This window comes from Mycobacterium sp. IDUB_24 (assembly GCF_055419385.1).
Genome location: NZ_JBVAXO010000002.1, coordinates 910,733 through 927,635, shown reverse-complemented (window position 1 = coordinate 927,635; position 16,903 = coordinate 910,733). Strand labels below are relative to the sequence as shown.

The 16,903-nt window shown below is 65.6% G+C and carries 13 protein-coding genes; 9 read left to right on the top strand and 4 right to left on the bottom strand.

Features of this window, described 5'->3' with window-relative positions; genetic code table 11:
• Positions 1–59: 59 nt before the first annotated feature.
• Positions 60–1,358 (bottom strand): adenosylmethionine--8-amino-7-oxononanoate transaminase, encoded by a 1,299-nt coding sequence (locus tag ACZYZF_RS12105; RefSeq protein ID WP_463745886.1) that lies wholly within the window; start codon positions 1,356–1,358, stop codon positions 60–62.
• A gap of 91 nt (positions 1,359–1,449) precedes the next feature.
• On the opposite strand from ACZYZF_RS12105, the gene ACZYZF_RS12100 reads away from it, so the two are divergent.
• The 4 genes from ACZYZF_RS12100 to treZ are packed head-to-tail and all read left to right on the top strand — an operon-like array spanning position 1,450 to position 9,795.
• Positions 1,450–3,627 (top strand): acyltransferase family protein, encoded by a 2,178-nt coding sequence (locus tag ACZYZF_RS12100; RefSeq protein ID WP_463745885.1) that lies wholly within the window; start codon positions 1,450–1,452, stop codon positions 3,625–3,627.
• A gap of 4 nt (positions 3,628–3,631) precedes the next feature.
• Positions 3,632–5,797 carry a glycogen debranching protein GlgX gene (glgX, locus tag ACZYZF_RS12095; protein WP_463745884.1) on the top strand — a complete coding sequence of 722 codons (2,166 nt, stop codon included), beginning with the start codon at positions 3,632–3,634 and terminating at the stop codon, positions 5,795–5,797.
• A gap of 1 nt (position 5,798) precedes the next feature.
• Complete coding sequence (treY, locus tag ACZYZF_RS12090) at positions 5,799–8,069, top strand: malto-oligosyltrehalose synthase (protein ID WP_463745883.1); 2,271 nt, start codon at positions 5,799–5,801, stop codon at positions 8,067–8,069.
• Complete coding sequence (gene treZ / locus ACZYZF_RS12085) at positions 8,062–9,795, top strand: malto-oligosyltrehalose trehalohydrolase (RefSeq protein WP_463745882.1); 1,734 nt, start codon at positions 8,062–8,064, stop codon at positions 9,793–9,795. The genes treY and treZ overlap by 8 nt, the downstream gene beginning before the upstream one ends.
• Here the strand turns inward: treZ and ACZYZF_RS12080 are convergent.
• The gene (locus ACZYZF_RS12080) at positions 9,789–10,247 is read right to left on the bottom strand and encodes a winged helix-turn-helix transcriptional regulator (protein WP_463745881.1); all 459 of its coding nucleotides are present in this window, start codon (positions 10,245–10,247) and stop codon (positions 9,789–9,791) included. The two genes, treZ and ACZYZF_RS12080, sit on opposite strands and share 7 nt — an antisense overlap.
• Positions 10,248–10,332: 85 nt before the next feature.
• Here ACZYZF_RS12080 and ACZYZF_RS12075 point away from each other — a divergent pair, with 85 nt between their 5' ends.
• Positions 10,333–11,499: an MFS transporter gene (locus ACZYZF_RS12075; RefSeq protein ID WP_463745880.1), complete on the top strand. Its 1,167-nt coding sequence runs from the start codon at positions 10,333–10,335 to the stop codon at positions 11,497–11,499.
• 247 nt (positions 11,500–11,746) lie between these two features.
• On the top strand, positions 11,747–13,381 hold the full coding sequence (locus tag ACZYZF_RS12070; protein WP_463835805.1) for a M4 family metallopeptidase: 1,635 nt from the start codon (positions 11,747–11,749) through the stop codon (positions 13,379–13,381).
• Positions 13,382–13,406: 25 nt separating this feature from the next.
• On the opposite strand, the gene ilvA is transcribed toward ACZYZF_RS12070, so the two are convergent.
• Positions 13,407–14,687: a threonine ammonia-lyase IlvA gene (gene ilvA / locus ACZYZF_RS12065; RefSeq protein ID WP_463745992.1), complete on the bottom strand. Its 1,281-nt coding sequence runs from the start codon at positions 14,685–14,687 to the stop codon at positions 13,407–13,409.
• Positions 14,688–14,836: 149 nt separating this feature from the next.
• On the opposite strand from ilvA, the gene ACZYZF_RS12060 reads away from it, so the two are divergent.
• On the top strand, positions 14,837–15,274 hold the full coding sequence (locus ACZYZF_RS12060; RefSeq protein WP_463745878.1) for a lipoprotein LpqH: 438 nt from the start codon (positions 14,837–14,839) through the stop codon (positions 15,272–15,274).
• A 77-nt stretch (positions 15,275–15,351) separates the two neighbouring features.
• Positions 15,352–15,582 carry a hypothetical protein gene (locus tag ACZYZF_RS12055; RefSeq protein ID WP_463745877.1) on the top strand — a complete coding sequence of 77 codons (231 nt, stop codon included), beginning with the start codon at positions 15,352–15,354 and terminating at the stop codon, positions 15,580–15,582.
• Here ACZYZF_RS12055 and ACZYZF_RS12050 read toward each other — a convergent pair.
• Positions 15,576–15,980 (bottom strand): SRPBCC family protein, encoded by a 405-nt coding sequence (locus tag ACZYZF_RS12050; RefSeq protein ID WP_463835803.1) that lies wholly within the window; start codon positions 15,978–15,980, stop codon positions 15,576–15,578. The genes ACZYZF_RS12055 and ACZYZF_RS12050 overlap by 7 nt on opposite strands.
• A gap of 83 nt (positions 15,981–16,063) precedes the next feature.
• Here ACZYZF_RS12050 and ACZYZF_RS12045 point away from each other — a divergent pair, with 83 nt between their 5' ends.
• Positions 16,064–16,897, top strand: a complete 834-nt coding sequence (locus ACZYZF_RS12045) for a class I SAM-dependent methyltransferase (protein ID WP_463745876.1) — start codon at positions 16,064–16,066, stop codon at positions 16,895–16,897.
• The last annotated feature ends 6 nt before the right edge of the window (positions 16,898–16,903 follow it).

The following is a 16,903-nucleotide window of genomic DNA, read 5'->3' as shown; positions in this document are numbered from 1 at the left end:
GAACACGTCGGCCGGGCCGACAATTGAACACGTCGGCCGGGCCGACAATTGAACACCGTTCAGGTTAGTGCACGAGCCACGCCGACCATGCCCGCGGTGATCTGTTCCACCTCCGCAGGGGTGCAGATGAACGGTGGCATGGCATAGATCAGCTTGCCGAAGGGGCGTAGCCAGAGCCCGTGACGCAGCGCCGCGAGCGTCGCCACCCGCATGTCTACCGGCTCACTCATCTCGATCACGCCGATGGCGCCGAGCACCCGGACATCGGCGACACCGGGCAATCCGCGGGCCGGCTCCAGCCCCTTCCGCAGGCCCACCTCGATCTCGGACACCCGGGCCGACCAATCACCGCTGACCAGCAGTTCCACCGCGGCTACCCCGACCGCGCAAGCCAGCGCGTTGGCCATGAACGTCGGCCCGTGCATGAGCGCGCCGGGCTCCCCTGCACTGATCGTCCGCGCGACCTCGCGGGTACACAGCGTCGCGGCCAAGGTGATGTAACCGCCGGTCATCGCCTTGCCGACGCACATGATGTCCGGGCTGACGCCGGCGTGTTCGGCAGCGAACAGCTTTCCGGTGCGGCCGAATCCGGTGGCGATCTCGTCGAAGATCAGCAGCACATCGTGGCGATCGCAGATCGCGCGCAGGTCCGCGAGGTAGCGCGGGTCATGAAAACGCATTCCTCCGGCACCCTGCACGACGGGTTCGACGATCACGGCGGCGAGCTCATCGGCGTGCTCGGCCAGCTGCCGCTCGAACGCCTCGATGTAGGACAGCTGGTAGTCGGCGGGTACCGGCGGCGCGAAAATTTGAGACACCAGGACGTCAGTCCAGAGGGAGTGCATGCCGCCGTCGGGATCGCACACGCTCATCGGGGTGAACGTGTCGCCGTGATAGCCGCCGCGCCAGGTCATCAGGCGGTGTTTCGAGCCCCGGCCCAGGCTGCGCCAGTACTGGAGCGCCATCTTGACGGCCACCTCGACCGACACCGACCCGGAATCGCTGAAGAACACGGTCTCCAGGGGCGCGGGGGTCAGCTCGACCAGCAGCTGGGCCAGCCGTGCAGCCGGCTCATGTGTCAGGCCGCCGAACATGACGTGGTTCATGGTGGCGAGCTGGTTGTTGATCGCACGGTCCAACACCGGATGTCCGTGTCCGTGCACGGCCGTCCACCAGGACGCCATCGCATCGAGAACCTCGATCGGTGCGCCGTCGGTAGGGTCGATCACAGTCAGCCACGCGCCCTTGGCCCCGACCGCAACCACGGGCGGCAATGCGTCCGCGTCCATGGCGCTGTAGGGGTGCCAGATGTGGGCCGCGTCAATGGCGCTGATCTGCGCCGGGGTCAGCTCAGCCACAGTCGGGCAGCCTAGCTCTTTGCTCACAGGGTGTGACGCACGCATCCGAAATGTGAGCGGCAGGCCGATGTTAGGTAAATTGGCCTCGACCATGAAAACCCTTGACGCCCCCCGGACGGAGCCCGGCACCGAATCCGGTTCCGTTCCGCACGCCGTCATGGGCACCCGAAAATCGGGCTTCTACCGCCATGATCTGGACGGACTGCGTGGTATCGCCATCGCCCTGGTCGCGATGTTCCACATCTGGTTCGGCCGGGTTTCCGGTGGTGTCGACGTTTTCCTGGCACTGTCCGGATTCTTTTTCGGCGGCAAGATGCTGCGCATCGCCCTCAACCCGGAGGCGCCGCTGTTGGTCCTGCCCGAAGTGGTCCGACTGGTGCGACGGTTGTTGCCCGCCCTGGTCGTGGTGCTTGCCGCAGGCGCGGTACTGACCATCCTGGTGCAGCCCGAGACGCGATGGGAAGCGTTTGCTGACCAAAGCCTGGCAAGCCTGGGCTACTACCAGAACTGGGAATTGGCCAACACCGCCGCCGATTACCTTCGCGCCGGTGAGGCGGTCAGTCCGCTGCAGCACATCTGGTCGATGTCGGTTCAGGGGCAGTTCTATGTGGCGTTCCTGGCGTTGGTCTTCGGGTTCGCTTTCCTGGGCCGCCGGATGTTCGGCCGGCACCTGCGGACCGCGTTCATCGTGTTACTGGGCGCGCTGACCATCGCATCGTTCGTGTACGCGATCATCGCGCACAACAACGATCAGGCCACGGCCTATTACAACAGCTTCGCGCGCGGCTGGGAGCTGCTGGCGGGCGCACTCGCCGGCGCACTGGTACCGGCCGTCCGCTGGCCGATGTGGCTGCGCACGATTCTGGCCACGGTGTCACTGGCCGCCATCCTGTCGTGCGGTTGGTTGATCGACGGCGTCAAGGAATTCCCCGGCCCCTGGGCGCTGGTTCCGGTCGGAGCCACCGTCATCTTCATCCTCACCGCCGCCAACCGGATGGACGATCCGAATACGGCCGAGCGGCTGCCCGCGCCCAACCGGATGCTGGCGACCAAACCGTTCGTGTCACTGGGCTCGATGGCCTACTCCCTCTACCTGTGGCACTGGCCGCTGCTGATCTTCTGGCTGTCCTACTCGGGCCACGCCCACGCCAACTTTCTCGAGGGCACGATCGTGCTTCTGGTCTCGGGTGTCCTGGCCTGGCTCACCACCCGCTACATCGAGGATCCGCTGCGCCCGCAGAAATCAAAGGACACCGCGCCGACTGCCTCCCTGCCCGCCGTCCCACTCCGCGTCCGGTTGCGCCGGCCCACCATCGTTCTCGGCTCCATCGTCGGACTGCTCGGCGTCGCGTTGACGGCCACCTCGTTCACCTGGCGCGAGCACGTCACCGTGCAGCGCGCCAACGGCAAGGAACTGTCCGGGCTGTCGGCCCGCGACTACCCGGGAGCCCGCGCGCTCATCGAGCATGCCCGGGTGCCCAAGCTGCCGATGCGTCCGACGGTCTTGGAGGCCAAGGACGATCTGCCCGCGTCCACGACCGACGGCTGCATCAGCGATTTCGGCAACACCGACGTGATCAACTGCACCTACGGTGACAAGGACTCGCCGCGGACGGTCGCGGTGGCAGGCGGATCGCATGCCGAGCACTGGATCACCGCGCTGGATCTGCTGGGTCGCCTCCACAACTTCAAGGTGGTCACCTACCTGAAGATGGGTTGTCCGCTGACCACGGAGGAGAACCCACTCGTAATGGGCGACAACCGCCCGTACCCGAAATGCCGTGAGTGGAACGAGAAGGTGATGTCCCAGCTCATCGCCGATCGCCCCAGCTTCGTTTTCACCACCTCGACCCGCCCGTGGAACATCAAGCCCGGCGACGTGATGCCCGGCACCTACATCGGCATCTGGGAAACCCTCTCCGAGAACAACATTCCCATCCTCGCGATGCGCGATACGCCGTGGCTCACGCGAAACGGTAAGCCGTACTTCCCGTACGACTGCCTGGCCAATGGTGGCGATGCCATCTCCTGCGGCATCGACCGGTCCAAGGTACTCTCCGACCACAACCCCACGCTGGATTTCGTCGGGAGGTTTCCACTGCTCAAGCCACTCGACATGAGCGATGCAGTGTGCCGTAAGGACTATTGCCGCGTGGTGGAGGGAAATGTGTTGCTGTACCACGATTCCCACCATCTCTCCACGACCTACATGCGCACGATGACAGGTGAACTCGGCCGTCAGATGGCGGTTGCTACCGGTTGGTGGTGAAACCATGACGTCATCGTCACCAACGCCTCCGCCGATCCCGACGCCGATGTCGACGGTCTGGCCGGGTGAGGCCTACCCGCTCGGCGCCACCTACGACGGCGCCGGAACCAACTTCTCGCTGTTCTCAGAGGTCGCCGAACGCGTCGAGCTGTGCCTGATCGCCAAGGATGGCACCGAACACCGGATCAACCTCGAAGAGGTCGACGGCTACGTCTGGCACGCCTACCTGCCCACGGTCACACCCGGTCAGCGTTACGGATACCGCGTGTACGGCCCGTGGGATCCCGGCACCGGACACCGGTGCGACCCCAGCAAGCTGCTGCTGGACCCCTACGGCAAGTCGTTTCACGGCGACTTCGACTTCAGCCAGGCCCTGTTCTCCTATGACCTGACCGCCGAACCACCCGGCACCGGCACCCCGCCCCAGGTCGACTCTCTGGGCCACACCATGAGCAGCGTGGTGATCAACCCGTTCTTCCAATGGGGCTCCGACCGGGCACCCAAGACGCCGTACCACGACACGGTGATCTACGAGGCACACGTCAAGGGGATGACCCAGACCCACCCCGGTATCCCCGAAGAGCTCCGGGGCACATACGCGGGGCTGAGCCACCCGGTTGTCATCGAGTACCTGCAGTCGCTGAACATCACCGCGATCGAGTTGATGCCGGTGCACCAGTTCATGCACGACCACCGACTGCTGGACCTCGGACTGCGAAACTACTGGGGCTACAACACGGTCGGCTTCTTCGCCCCGCATTTCCAGTACGCGGCCACGCGGCACGCCGGCGGTGCGGTGGCCGAGTTCAAGACCATGGTCAAGGCGTTCCACGATGCGGGTATCGAGGTGATCCTGGACGTGGTCTACAACCACACGGCCGAGGGCAACCACCTCGGTCCGACCATCAATTTTCGCGGGATCGACAATGCCGCTTACTATCGACTGCTCGACGGCCAACCCGAGTACTACAAGGACTTCACCGGAACCGGCAACAGCCTCAACGCCCGGCACCCGCACACCCTGCAGCTGATCATGGACTCGTTGCGGTACTGGGTCCTGGAGATGCATGTCGACGGGTTCCGGTTCGACCTGGCCTCCACTCTGGCGCGCGAATTCTATGATGTGGACCGGCTTTCGGCGTTCTTCGACCTGGTCCAGCAGGACCCTGTCGTCAGCCAGGTGAAGTTGATCGCCGAGCCGTGGGACATCGGTGAAGGTGGCTACCAGGTCGGCAATTTCCCAGGTTTGTGGACCGAATGGAATGGGAAATACCGCGATACTGTGCGCGATTACTGGCGGGGCGAGCCTGCGACCCTGGGCGAGTTCGCCTCCAGGCTGACCGGTTCCTCGGATCTGTACGAGGCCACCGGACGCCGCCCCGGCGCCAGCATCAACTTCGTCACTTGCCACGACGGATTCACCCTCAACGACCTCGTGTCCTACAACGAGAAGCACAACGAGGCCAACGGTGAGGACAACCGAGACGGCGAGAGCCACAACCGGTCCTGGAACTGTGGTGTCGAGGGGCCGACCGACGATCCGGAGATCCTGGCCCTGCGTACCAAGCAGATGCGTAACATCACCGGCACCCTGATGCTGTCCCAGGGGACCCCGATGATCGCCCACGGCGACGAGATCGGCCGAACCCAGCTGGGCAACAACAACGTGTACTGCCAGGACTCCGAGTTGTCCTGGATGGACTGGTCGCGGTTGGAGACCAACGCCGACCAGTTGGAATTCACGCGCAAGGTGCTGGCATTCCGTAAGCGCCACCCCGTGTTCCGGCGGCGCCGGTTCTTCGACGGCAAACCGATCCGCAGCGGCGATCAGGTTCGCGACATCGCCTGGCTGACCCCGTCGGGTACCGAGATGACGCCGGAGGATTGGGGCACGGGCCTGGGCACGTGTGTCGCTGTGTTCCTCAACGGCGACGCGATCGAGGCTCCCAACGCCCGGGGCGAGCGGGTGGTCGACGATTCATTCCTGTTGTGTTTCAACGCCAACGACCACGAGCAGGATTTCGTCACGCCGAACGGCGACTACGCCAAGGAGTGGACGGCCGACCTCGACACGGCCGACCCGACCGGAACCTCCGAACTGGTCGTGGCCGCGGGCGAGAAGATCTCGCTGCAGGCCCGGTCACTGCTCGTGTTGCGCAAGACGGCCTGACATGCGTCGCCCGGTTCTTTCCACGTATCGGCTCCAGATGCGTGGTGATTGCTGCACCTTCGATGACGCCGTGAACCTCCTCGACTATCTCGATCGCCTCGGGGTGTCTCACCTTTACCTGTCCCCGATCCTGACCGCCGCACACGGATCCACGCACGGGTACGACGTCACCGATCCCACCACGGTATCGGCGGCCCTCGGCGGGCCGGAGGGTCTGCGGCGGCTCTCGGAGGCCGCACGGTCCCGGGGTATGGGGCTTGTTGTCGACATCGTTCCCAACCACCTCGGGGTCGCTCACCCCGAGCAGAACCGCTGGTGGTGGGATCTGCTGCGGTACGGCCGAGCGTCGGCATACGCCGAGTACTTCGACATCGACTGGGATCTCGACGGCGGCCGGGTTGTGTTGCCGGTCCTGGGTTCCGACGACGACGTGGCCGATCTCGTGGTCGAGGGGGACGTGCTGCGCCTGGGCGATCTGGTCTTCCCCATCGCACCGGGAACCGGCACAGGCACGGGCAGCCAGGTGCATGACCGCCAGAACTACCGGCTGACCGGTTGGCGCAGCGGGATCTGCGGCTATCGTCGCTTCTTCTCGATCACGTCGCTGGCCGCGCTGCGTCAGGAGGACCGGGCCGTTTTCGACGCCAGCCATGTCGAGATCAAACGCTGGTTCGATGAGGGGCTCGTGGACGGCCTACGCATCGATCATCCCGACGGATTGTCCGACCCTGCAGGCTATCTGCGCTGGTTGCGTGAGCTCACCGGCCCCGACGCCTGGATCGTGGTGGAGAAGATCCTGGCCGCCGACGAGTCCCTCGACGCGTCACTGCCTGTCGACGGCACCACCGGATATGACGCACTGCGCGAGGTCGGTGGTCTGTTCATCGCCCCCGTCGGGGAAACCAGGCTGAGCGCCGTGAGCGGCCGCCCGGATCTCGACGCCGAACTCATGCTCAAGACCGCGGCGGTCACCGAAACCCTGGCCAGCGAGTTGGGCCGGCTGTGCCGATCCATCACGGCGGTGACCGCCCAGCAGGACCCTCGGCTTCCCGGAGCCGTCACAGCACTGATCAGCCGGATCGGCGTGTACCGAAGTGACTATCCGGCACTGGGCACGATCCTCCCGGTGGCGCTGCAGGAAACCGCGTGCACCACACCGGAACTCGCCGACGCGTTGTCCACCATCTCGGTGGCGATGTCGAGCAGCGTGGAGGTGGTGACCCGGTTCAATCAGCTGTGCGGGGCCGCGACCGCGAAAGCGGTCGAGGACTGCCTGTTCTACCGCGACGCCCGACTGGTCTCACTCAACGAGGTCGGTGGCGCACCCGAGTTGTTCGGGGTCACGACAGCCGAGTTCCACCAACGGGCGTCGACGCGCATGCGCACCTGGCCGTCGACGATGACCACGCTGTCGACCCACGACACCAAACGCGGCGAGGACGCCCGCGCCCGCATCGGGCTGCTGTCCCAGGTACCGGACACGTGGGCGGACTCCGTCGACCGGTGGAACAACCTGACCGCTCCCCCGGACCAAGCCACCGCGTTATTCCTGTGGCAGAACATCTTCGGCGTCTGGCCGGTCAGCGGCGAGGTTACCGACGAGCTCCGCATCCGGCTGCACAGCTACGCCGAGAAGGCGATCCGCGAGGCCGCCACCCGCACCTCCTGGCACGACCCGGCCCGCGACTTCGAGGACGAGGTACACCACTGGCTGGATCGAGTGCTCCACGGGCCGGTCGCAGCCGAACTGACCGCGCTGGTCAGTCGGCTGCACGTGCACGCCCGAAACGACAGTCTGGGCCAGAAACTGGTCCAGTTGACGGCACCCGGAATTCCCGACGTATACCAGGGCACCGAGACCACCGAGGACAGTCTGGTCGATCCCGACAACCGGCGTCCGGTCGACTACCCTGCGCTGCGCGATGCCTTGGAGCGTGGGGATGATGCGAAGCTGCGGGTAACCGAGTCCGCGCTGGCGCTGCGCCGGACGCGTCCGGAATCCTTCCTCACCGGGTCCTACGTCCCATTGTCTGCCACCGGCCACGCGGCGCGGCACGTGCTGTCCTTCTGCCGCGGCGGAGATGTCGTGGTGGCCGTGAGCCGGTGGACCGTGGCGCTCGCCGAAACTGGTTGGGCCGACACCGCATTGCCATTGCCCGCCGGCCGGTGGACGGATCGCCTCAGTGGCCGCCCTTGGGCCGGTGGACCGGTGCCGCTGACCGAGTTGCTCGCCGATTCTCCGGTGGCCTTGCTGGAGCGCACCGATGGCTGAATTCGCGGTGTGGGCGCCCATACCGGACCGGGTGCGTGTCGACGTGGACGGGACGCTGCACGACATGGCGCGCTCCCGAGACGGATGGTGGCGCGCCGAGGTCGCCTGCCGCACCGACGCCAGGTACGGGTTCGTCCTGGACGAGAATCCCGAGGTCTTGCCAGACCCTCGGTCACCGCGTCAGCCCGACGGCGTGCATGCCCGCTCGCAACTGTGGGCTCCGGCCCCCGATGCGTGGACAGACGCCACCTGGGCCGGCCGGTCCATCTGCGGCGGGGTGATCTACGAACTGCACACCGGAACCTTCACGCCCGAAGGTACTTTCGATGCCGCGATCGACAAGCTCGACCATCTGGTGGAACTCGGCGTCGATTTCGTGGAACTGATGCCGGTCAACGCGTTCAACGGTCCCCATGGCTGGGGTTATGACGGCGTGCTGTGGTACGCGGTACATGAACCGTACGGCGGTCCCGACGGCCTCATCCGGCTCGTCGACGCGTGCCACGCACGTGGGCTCGGGGTGCTGATCGACGCGGTGTTCAACCACTTCGGACCGTCCGGCAATTACCTTCCGAGGTTCGGCCCGTACCTGTCGTCCGGCCACAATCCGTGGGGCAGTTCGATCAACCTGTCCGATGCCGATGCCGACGAGGTCCGTGCGTACATCATCGAGTGCGCGTTGCGCTGGATGCGCGATTTCCACGCCGACGGGCTGCGTCTCGATGCGGTGCACGCACTCGTCGACAACACCGCGATCCATCTGCTCGAGGAACTGGCAGCCGAAACCGACGCCCTGGCCGACGAACTCGGCAGACCGCTGTCGCTGATCGCCGAAAGCGACCTCAACGATCCCCGGCTGATCACCCCGCGGGACCGCGGCGGGTACGGCTTGACCGCTCAGTGGGACGACGATATCCACCACGCCATCCACACTGCGGTATCCGGCGAACGGCAGGGCTACTACGCCGATTTCGGATCGCTGACCACACTGGCAGAAACGTTGAAGCACGGATACTTCCACGCCGGCACCTACTCGTCTTTCCGCCACCGCAGGCACGGTCGGCCGTTGGACACGGCCACCATTCCGGCCACCCGCCTGCTGGCGTACACCCTCACCCACGATCAGGTCGGCAATCGCGCCGTCGGCGACCGGCCCTCGCAGCGTCTGACCTTCGGCCAGCTCGCGGTCAAGGCCGCACTGGCTCTCGGATCTCCTTACACCGCCATGCTTTTCATGGGTGAGGAATGGGGATCCTCCTCGCCGTTCCAGTTCTTCAGTTCGCACCCCGAACCGGACCTGGCGCGTGCCACCGCCGAGGGACGCAAGGCCGAGTTCGCCGAACACGGCTGGGATGCCGACGAGATCCCCGATCCACAGGACCCAGCGACGTTCCTACGGTCCAAACTGAACTGGAGCGAGGTCACCGAGGGCGAGCATGATGCACTCCACCGAACCTATCGCGAGCTGATCGCATTGCGGGGCAGCGAACCTGACCTCGCCGATCCGTGGCTCGACCACTTGTCGATCGACTTCGACGAAGACCAACGCTGGATCGTGCTACATCGGGGCGCAGTGTCCATCGCCTGCAATCTGGGCACCGAGCCAGTAGCGGTACCGGTCTCCGGCGAGCTGCTGCTGGCCTGGGATCACCCTGACGTCTGCACCGACGCCACGATATTGGCCGGGCACTCCTTCGCGATCCTGCGCAGCGAGGGCGATCAGTAGTCCTTCTGCACGGATGTTCCGTCGAGGTCCAATACGGCGCCACGCGAGCTCTTCGGCCGTAGCTCCGAAACCTGCTCACCGCGCCGGTCCACCAGTATCGAGTGCGACTCGCCCGATGCGAACGCGTGCCGCTCACCCCATTGACGCAGCGCCACCACGACGGTGAAGAGATCACGACCGGCCTTCGTGAGCGTGTACAGCTGCCGCCGGCCCGACGCTGCCGGCTGCCGGTCGAGGATGCCGCGATCCACCAGTCGACGCAGCCGGTCGGTGAGGATGTTGCGCGCGATGCCGGTGCGCTGCTGAAAGTCGGTGAATGCGCGCGCGCCGTCCATGGCATCGCGGACGATCAGCAGGCTCCAGCGGTCTCCGACCAGGTCGAGCGTGCGCGCGACCGGACACGTGGGATCCGTCCAGGTCACGCCGTCCGTACTCAGCACCGACTCGGTCATCACGCCCCCTAAAGAGTTGCTGAATGAAACCATTCTGCCGTAGCCTCCAAATAGTTGCAATATGCAACCATTGAGAGGAGCGTGGATGGAGCTGACCTTCGGCCGCAGAGTGTTTTTCGCCACCGTGTGCGCAGTGGCTGTGGCCACGATCTACGCGGCACAGCCCGTCCTCGCGCAGATCGGCAGCGACCTCGGCGTGCCGGAGGCGCATCTGGGGTGGATCGTCACGGCCGGGCAACTCGGCTATCTGGTCGGATTGGTCCTTCTCGTCCCCTTCGGCGACATGATGAACCGCCGTAATCTGATCAGCGGGCACCTTCTACTGGCCGCGCTGGGTGTGGCGCTGGCCGCGACAGCCGCACAAACCTGGCAGCTGCTCGCCGGACTGGCAGTCGCCGGCCTGTTCGCCGTCGTCGTCCAGACCACGGTGGCTTTCGCTGCCGCCCTGTCCACACCCGAGCAACGCGGCCGCACCCTCGGCGCGGTCACCTCCGGGGTTGTCATCGGCATCCTCGGTTCCCGGGTGGCCGCAGGCGCTTTCGCCGCCGCGTGGGGGTGGCGCGGCGTCTATGCCGGGCTGGCCGTGCTGCTACTCGCCCTGGCATGCCTCGCCCCGAGGCTCCTGCCGGCCGATCCGCGGCGCGAATCAGCCTCCTACGTCGATATTCTGGCGTCACTGGGCCAACTGTTCGGTGACCGCCTGTTCATCTCACGCGGGCTGATCGCGTTCTTCCTCTTCGCCTCTTTCGGCACACTGTGGAGTGGCCTGGCACTGCCACTCGCCGCGGCTCCGTGGCATCTCAGTACCGCTCAGATAGGGCTTTTCGGAATCGCCGGTCTCGCCGGCGCACTCGGCGCCGCCCGGGCGGGACGCTGGGCTGACGCCGGCTTCGCACGTGCCGTCACCGGCGGGGCGCTCGCGCTGCTGACGGCCTCCTGGCTGGCCATCGGGCACGCATCATGGTCGTTGGCGCTGATCGTGGTCGGTGTGATCGTGCTCGACTTCGCGGTACAGGCCGTACATGTGAGCAACCAGCACCTGCTCACCACCGCCCATCCGCACCGCACCAGCAGCGTTATCGGCGGCTACATGTTCTTCTATTCACTCGGCTCGGCCCTCGGGGCGGCCGCCACGACCGCGGCGTATTCGGTTGCGGGATGGACCGGCTCGAGCATCCTCGGCGCCGCCTTCGCCACCTGCGCTCTCATCGTCTGGGCTGTCAGCCCAGCGGCGCACCGAGTGCCCAGATGACCCAACGCGCGTAGATCACTACCTGTGTTCAGCGCCGACGCGAACAGCGCGTGGCACCACGTGGGCACCGCAACGCCTGATCGCCGCGAATTCGAGTAGGGCACTACGCGCGCAACGGTGTCGCGCTCGACGCATGATCAGGTCATGCCACGCTGCTGACATCCGGCGGTCCGAAGCGAGACAGCCCAACCCACCAATGCGGGAGATGTGAGAACTGATGAACGACAACGGGTTAGAGAGTTTTGCGTTGCACAGTGCAGACAGGTTCCAGGGCCCGGCAGTGCAGGCCATCAATGACGAAGCAGTCGTGCCCGGCGCAGCGCCGGCAGTCGACGTGGCGACGCTCGATCCGGAATCGGCTGCGCGCCGCTACCTCAACCAGATGATCGCCAGCCCCGAGGTGCCGTCGATCACCGACAGCAGCGCGGGACCCGGGACCGAGTACCTGGCCCTCGGCACCGAGTCCGTTCCGTTGACCGACTCGACCGTCGTCAAGTTCGCCCAATACCGCCAACGCATCCCCGTATACGGATCGCTGGTCACGATCGAGCTGGATGACGCGAACAACATGCTGGCTGTCAATTCGGCGATCGGCAATCCCGATGGTGTCGATGCAGTCGCGACCATATCGCCGGCGCGGGCCCAGGATGTGATCGTCAAGGACGCAGGCAAAGACGCATTGCCACTGTCGGAACCACCCCGGCTCTACTTCTACTTCGACAAGAATTCGGACCCCGGGGTTTGGCACTTGGTGTACATCGCCAAGAACGTACAGCGCCACCGCAAACGCACCTCCGACGGTCACCCGGAGACGCTGCCGGAGCTCTTCGACTACGTCGTGGACGCTCATTCCGGTGAACTGATCGCCAAACTTCCTCGCACCCAGACGATTTCGTGGACACTGGAAGAACTGGACTCCACCGATGCCCTCGGCCAGACTCGCCGCATCCGGGCCGAACGGGACGAGAACCACAACACGCGACTGGTGGACCCCACCCGGCGCATCGAGACCTACGATTTCGGGTTCCGCAAGATCGAATCGCAGTTCCGCTCGCTACCGGGTGCGGAGCCGATCTCCAATCCGCCGGCACCTTGGAGCCCGGCCGCGATCAGCGCCCACGCCAACGCCCAGGAGGTCGCCGACTATCTGGTGAACACCTTGCAGCGCAACGGCCTCGACAACCAGGGCAGCCCGTTCATCTCGTCCATCAACTGCACGTCCATCCAGGATCCGACGCCCCAGCAGTGGCGCAATGCCGCCTGGATCGGCACCCAGATGGTGTACGGCCAGCGCAGCGTCGGCGGCGAGCTGCGGTCGTACGCGGTGGCCATGGACGTGGTGGCCCATGAGATGACGCACGGACTGACCGACAACACGGCCCGACTCGAGTACAAGGACGAGTCCGGCGCACTCAACGAGTCCTATTCGGACATCATGGGGATAATCATCGCCAATGCCCAGAAACCCGACATCGACAGCTGGAACTGGGAGATGGGCGAGGAGCTCGACGGCACCGGGGTGCCTCTGCGGGATCTGAGTGATCCGGCCCGACGCGGCCAGCCTGCGCACGTTCACGACTACGTACACACGACCCGGGACAACGGCGGTGTGCACACCAACAGTGGCATCCACAACAAGGCGGCGTTCAACGTCATCAGCGCGAAGAACGGCCAGGGCCATCTCTTCACCCCGCAGGATGTGGCGGTTCTGTTCTATCTCGCGCTGACACTTCACCTTTCACGAACGTCAGGCTTCAGTGACAGCCGCCGAGCCGTTGAGCTGGTGGCCAAGTCCCTCTTCCGCGGAAACCCCGAAAGCGTCCGGGATGAGAAGGTCGCCGCAGTGAGCGCAGGTTTCGAGGCGACCGGAATCAGCGCCTGAGTGCACCGCCGTCAGGCCGGGTTTCTCAGGTGAGGTACCGGTACGTCGGTGACCCTGGTTCGAGCAACTCGACGTGGATATCGGAATCCTCCATACGCGCCAGCAGGCCTTCGAGGTCTGTCGCCGCGCTCAACTGGACGCCGCACAGCGCCTCGCCGGTCTCGCGGTTGTTGCGCTTGACGTACTCGAACAGGGTGATGTCGTCACCGGGCCCGAGGACCTCATCGAGGAATCGGCGCAGCGCGCCGGGTTCCTGCGGGAAATCGACCAGGAAGTAGTGCTTGAGGCCCAGGTGCACCAGTGAGCGCTCCACCACCTCGATGTAGCGGGAGACGTCGTTGTTTCCGCCGGAGATCAGGCACACCACGGTGGAACCGGGCTCGATGTCCGCCTCCAACAGCGCCGCAACCGACAGCGCACCCGCGGGCTCGGCAATGATTCCGTCGTTCTGGTACAGGTCGAGCATCGCGGTGCACACCGCGCCCTCGTCCACCGTGGTGAGGGTGACCATGTCACCGGCCGCGGCCAACACGGCGTAAGGCAGCGCCCCGGCCCGCGCCACGGCCGCGCCGTCGACGAACTGATCGACGTGATCCAGGGTCACCGGTTCGCCCGCGGCCAGGGCGGCGATCATCGACGCCGCGCCCGCCGGCTCCACACCGAGTACCGAGGTTTCCGAAGCGCGCTCGGCGAGATACGTGGTGATGCCTGAGATACAGCCGCCGCCACCGACGGGGACGATCACCAGGTCCGGCTCGTCGTCGAGCTGGTCGAGCAGCTCGGCGCCGATGGTGCCCTGTCCGGCCATCGTGCGCAGGTCGTCGTACGGGGGTACGAGGGTCGCCCCGGTGCGTGCGACGTCTTCGAGCGCTGCGGCGGCGGCCAGATCGTAGGTCGAACCAACTGCGATGAGCTCGATGAACTCACGGCCGTGATAGCGGATCCGGTCCTGCTTCTGCTTGGGGGTTTTGGCCGGCACGTAGACGCGGCCATGGGTACGCATCGACCGGCAGGCCATTGCGAAGCCCTGCGCGTGGTTGCCTGCCGAGGAGCACACCACGCCGGCGGCCAACTCCTCGGGCGAGAGCTGCGCCATCAGGTTGAACGCCCCGCGCACCTTGTAGGAACGCACCGCCTGCAGGTCCTCACGTTTGAGGTACACGTTGGCTCCGGTGGCTTCCGATAGCCGCTCGTTGAACTGCAGCGGGCTGCGCGTGACCACCCCGGAAATTCGCTTGGCGGCCTCGTCGATGTCGGCCGCGGTCAGGGGCGCGGCCAGCGGGGAGACTCGGGAGCCTTTGCTCAGATCGGCAGTCACCGTTCAATGGTGCCACTGGCCAGGCGTTTCACTGCAGTTGGGTGGGGAGACACACTGGAATCCCACCAGTTGTGCCGCCAAATCGAAGAAATCCCGCGCATGCGGTTGAGAGGCCTCCGAACTGGGAAAACAACCTCATGCGGCACATCCAGCAGCGGGTGCGGCGGGCGGTAGCGCACACCCTGACGATCGGCGCGCTGGCAACGTCGGCCTGCTCGGCGGGCACCGGTACCCCGGCAGATGCGTCCACGGCGCGCGTATTCATCAACGGCCAGGAGATGCCGACGACCTACTCGGTGCTGTGCACGCAACGATCCTGGCTGTGGACCATCGAAACTCAGCCGGAAGCGCCCGGCTTCACCGCCATCATCCAGACCGGCACCACAGTCGAACCGAAGGTGATGCGCCTGACCGACATGTCGGGTTTCACCGGCGGTTCAGCCAACGTGGCGGCGTCCGCCGATGCCGGCATCGACGGCACCACATTCCACATGAGCGGCACGGCCCGCGGCTGGTTCGCGGACCGTCCCACCAGGCCAACCGAGGTCCAGTACCGGGTGGAAGCCCGTTGTTGAGCATTCTGGACCGATAAAGTGAGCCTCAACGAAGGTTTCGGCTACCCGAAATCATGGTTACGAGCTATCGTCAATACATGACCACCGCCGGGAACTTTCGTAGCGGCACCTCCCGGGCCGATCATCAGGTCGACATCGCCGGGGTGCCCTGGCCGACGTACAAGCTGATCGCCCTGGCGATCGGTGCCCTGGTCTTGGTGGTGGTCGGCGTGGCGACGATGAGCGCCGCCCCAGCAGTGCTCTCGGCCGCTGCAGCCGCCATCGTGGCCTGGCTGGGACTCGGCCACGTTTCACCCTCTGATCAATGACCTTCCAGCAGCCGCCGCAGCGTTTCTAGATCGGCGGCTACCGCGGCCACATCTGCCTCGAACTCTTCGTCGGTCATCCCGGGCCGCTGCCGGACCGTGAACACGACTTCGCACGACGTTGCGTCACCGCCTGCCGGTACCACCCGCATCGGGTTGTAGACGGCCTCACCCGAGGGCAGATGCACCACGTGATCGAGCACTCCCAGTGCGTTCGGTGCAGCAAATTCGACAGTGACCTCACCCATCGGGGAGTCCGCGAGCCAACCTCGCGGCGTGAGCCGCAACCCACCCTCGGCCAGGCCCGCCGCCCAGTTGACCATCTGTCGCGGATCCGCGGCATAGGCGTACACCGCGTCCGCGGCAACCTCGATCCAGACGCTCACATGCGTGCTGCGCATGCTCCCACCGTAGGCTGGATCGCAAGGGCGGTAAACGTTTTCGCCCAATTGTTCAGCCGCCGACCGGGTGTACCGTCGGGCGTGTGGGTATTGCGACGACGGGCCTGACGCCGGTAGAGGAAACCGCATTCCTGACCCTGTATGCCAGGGCTCTCGACAACCGGTGGGCCCGCCCAATCCTCGGCGACACGATGGCCGACGAGACGGTGGCCAGACTCGACTACGACTTCGCCGGCCTCGGGGTGCAGACCAGCGTGGTGTGCCAGTCGGCGTTACGCGCCAAGATGCTCGACGACCGGGTCCGTGCGTTTGTCGCCGACCATCCCGACGCCGTCGTGGTCGATCTCGGCGGAGGTCTCGACAGCGGCGTCCACCGCGTTGCACCACCGGCCACGGTCGATTGGTACAGCGTCGACCTACCCGGGATCAGCGAGCTGCGCGATCGGGCGATGCCCTCACTCCCCCAGGCACACACTGTCTCCGCGTCGTTGGCCGATCCGGACTGGACCGACCCGATTCATTCCGATCGACCCACCATGTTGGTGGCCGACGGACTGTTCGCATTCCTCAGCGAACCGTTGATCGCCGGCATCTTCCGGACGATCACCGAACACTTCGATTCCGGCGAGCTGGCGTTCAACGACTACGGCCGGATCGGCTGGATGAGCAGGGCCGCGCTGAAGTTCTTTCCTGCCAAAATGTTCAAGGACGTCGGAAGTCAGTGGGGCTACCCGGGTTTCAAGGATGCCCACCATCCCGAAACCTGGAACCCGCGGCTGCGACTCGTCGAGGAGTCCAGCCTCGCTCACCAACCGGAGGTCGATCGCTTTCCCGGTGCACTGCGGCTCGCAACGCGGGCCTCCGGCCTCAGCAAGGCGACGGCCCGTAAGGCGCGCATCCTGCGGTACCGGTTCTGACCGCTG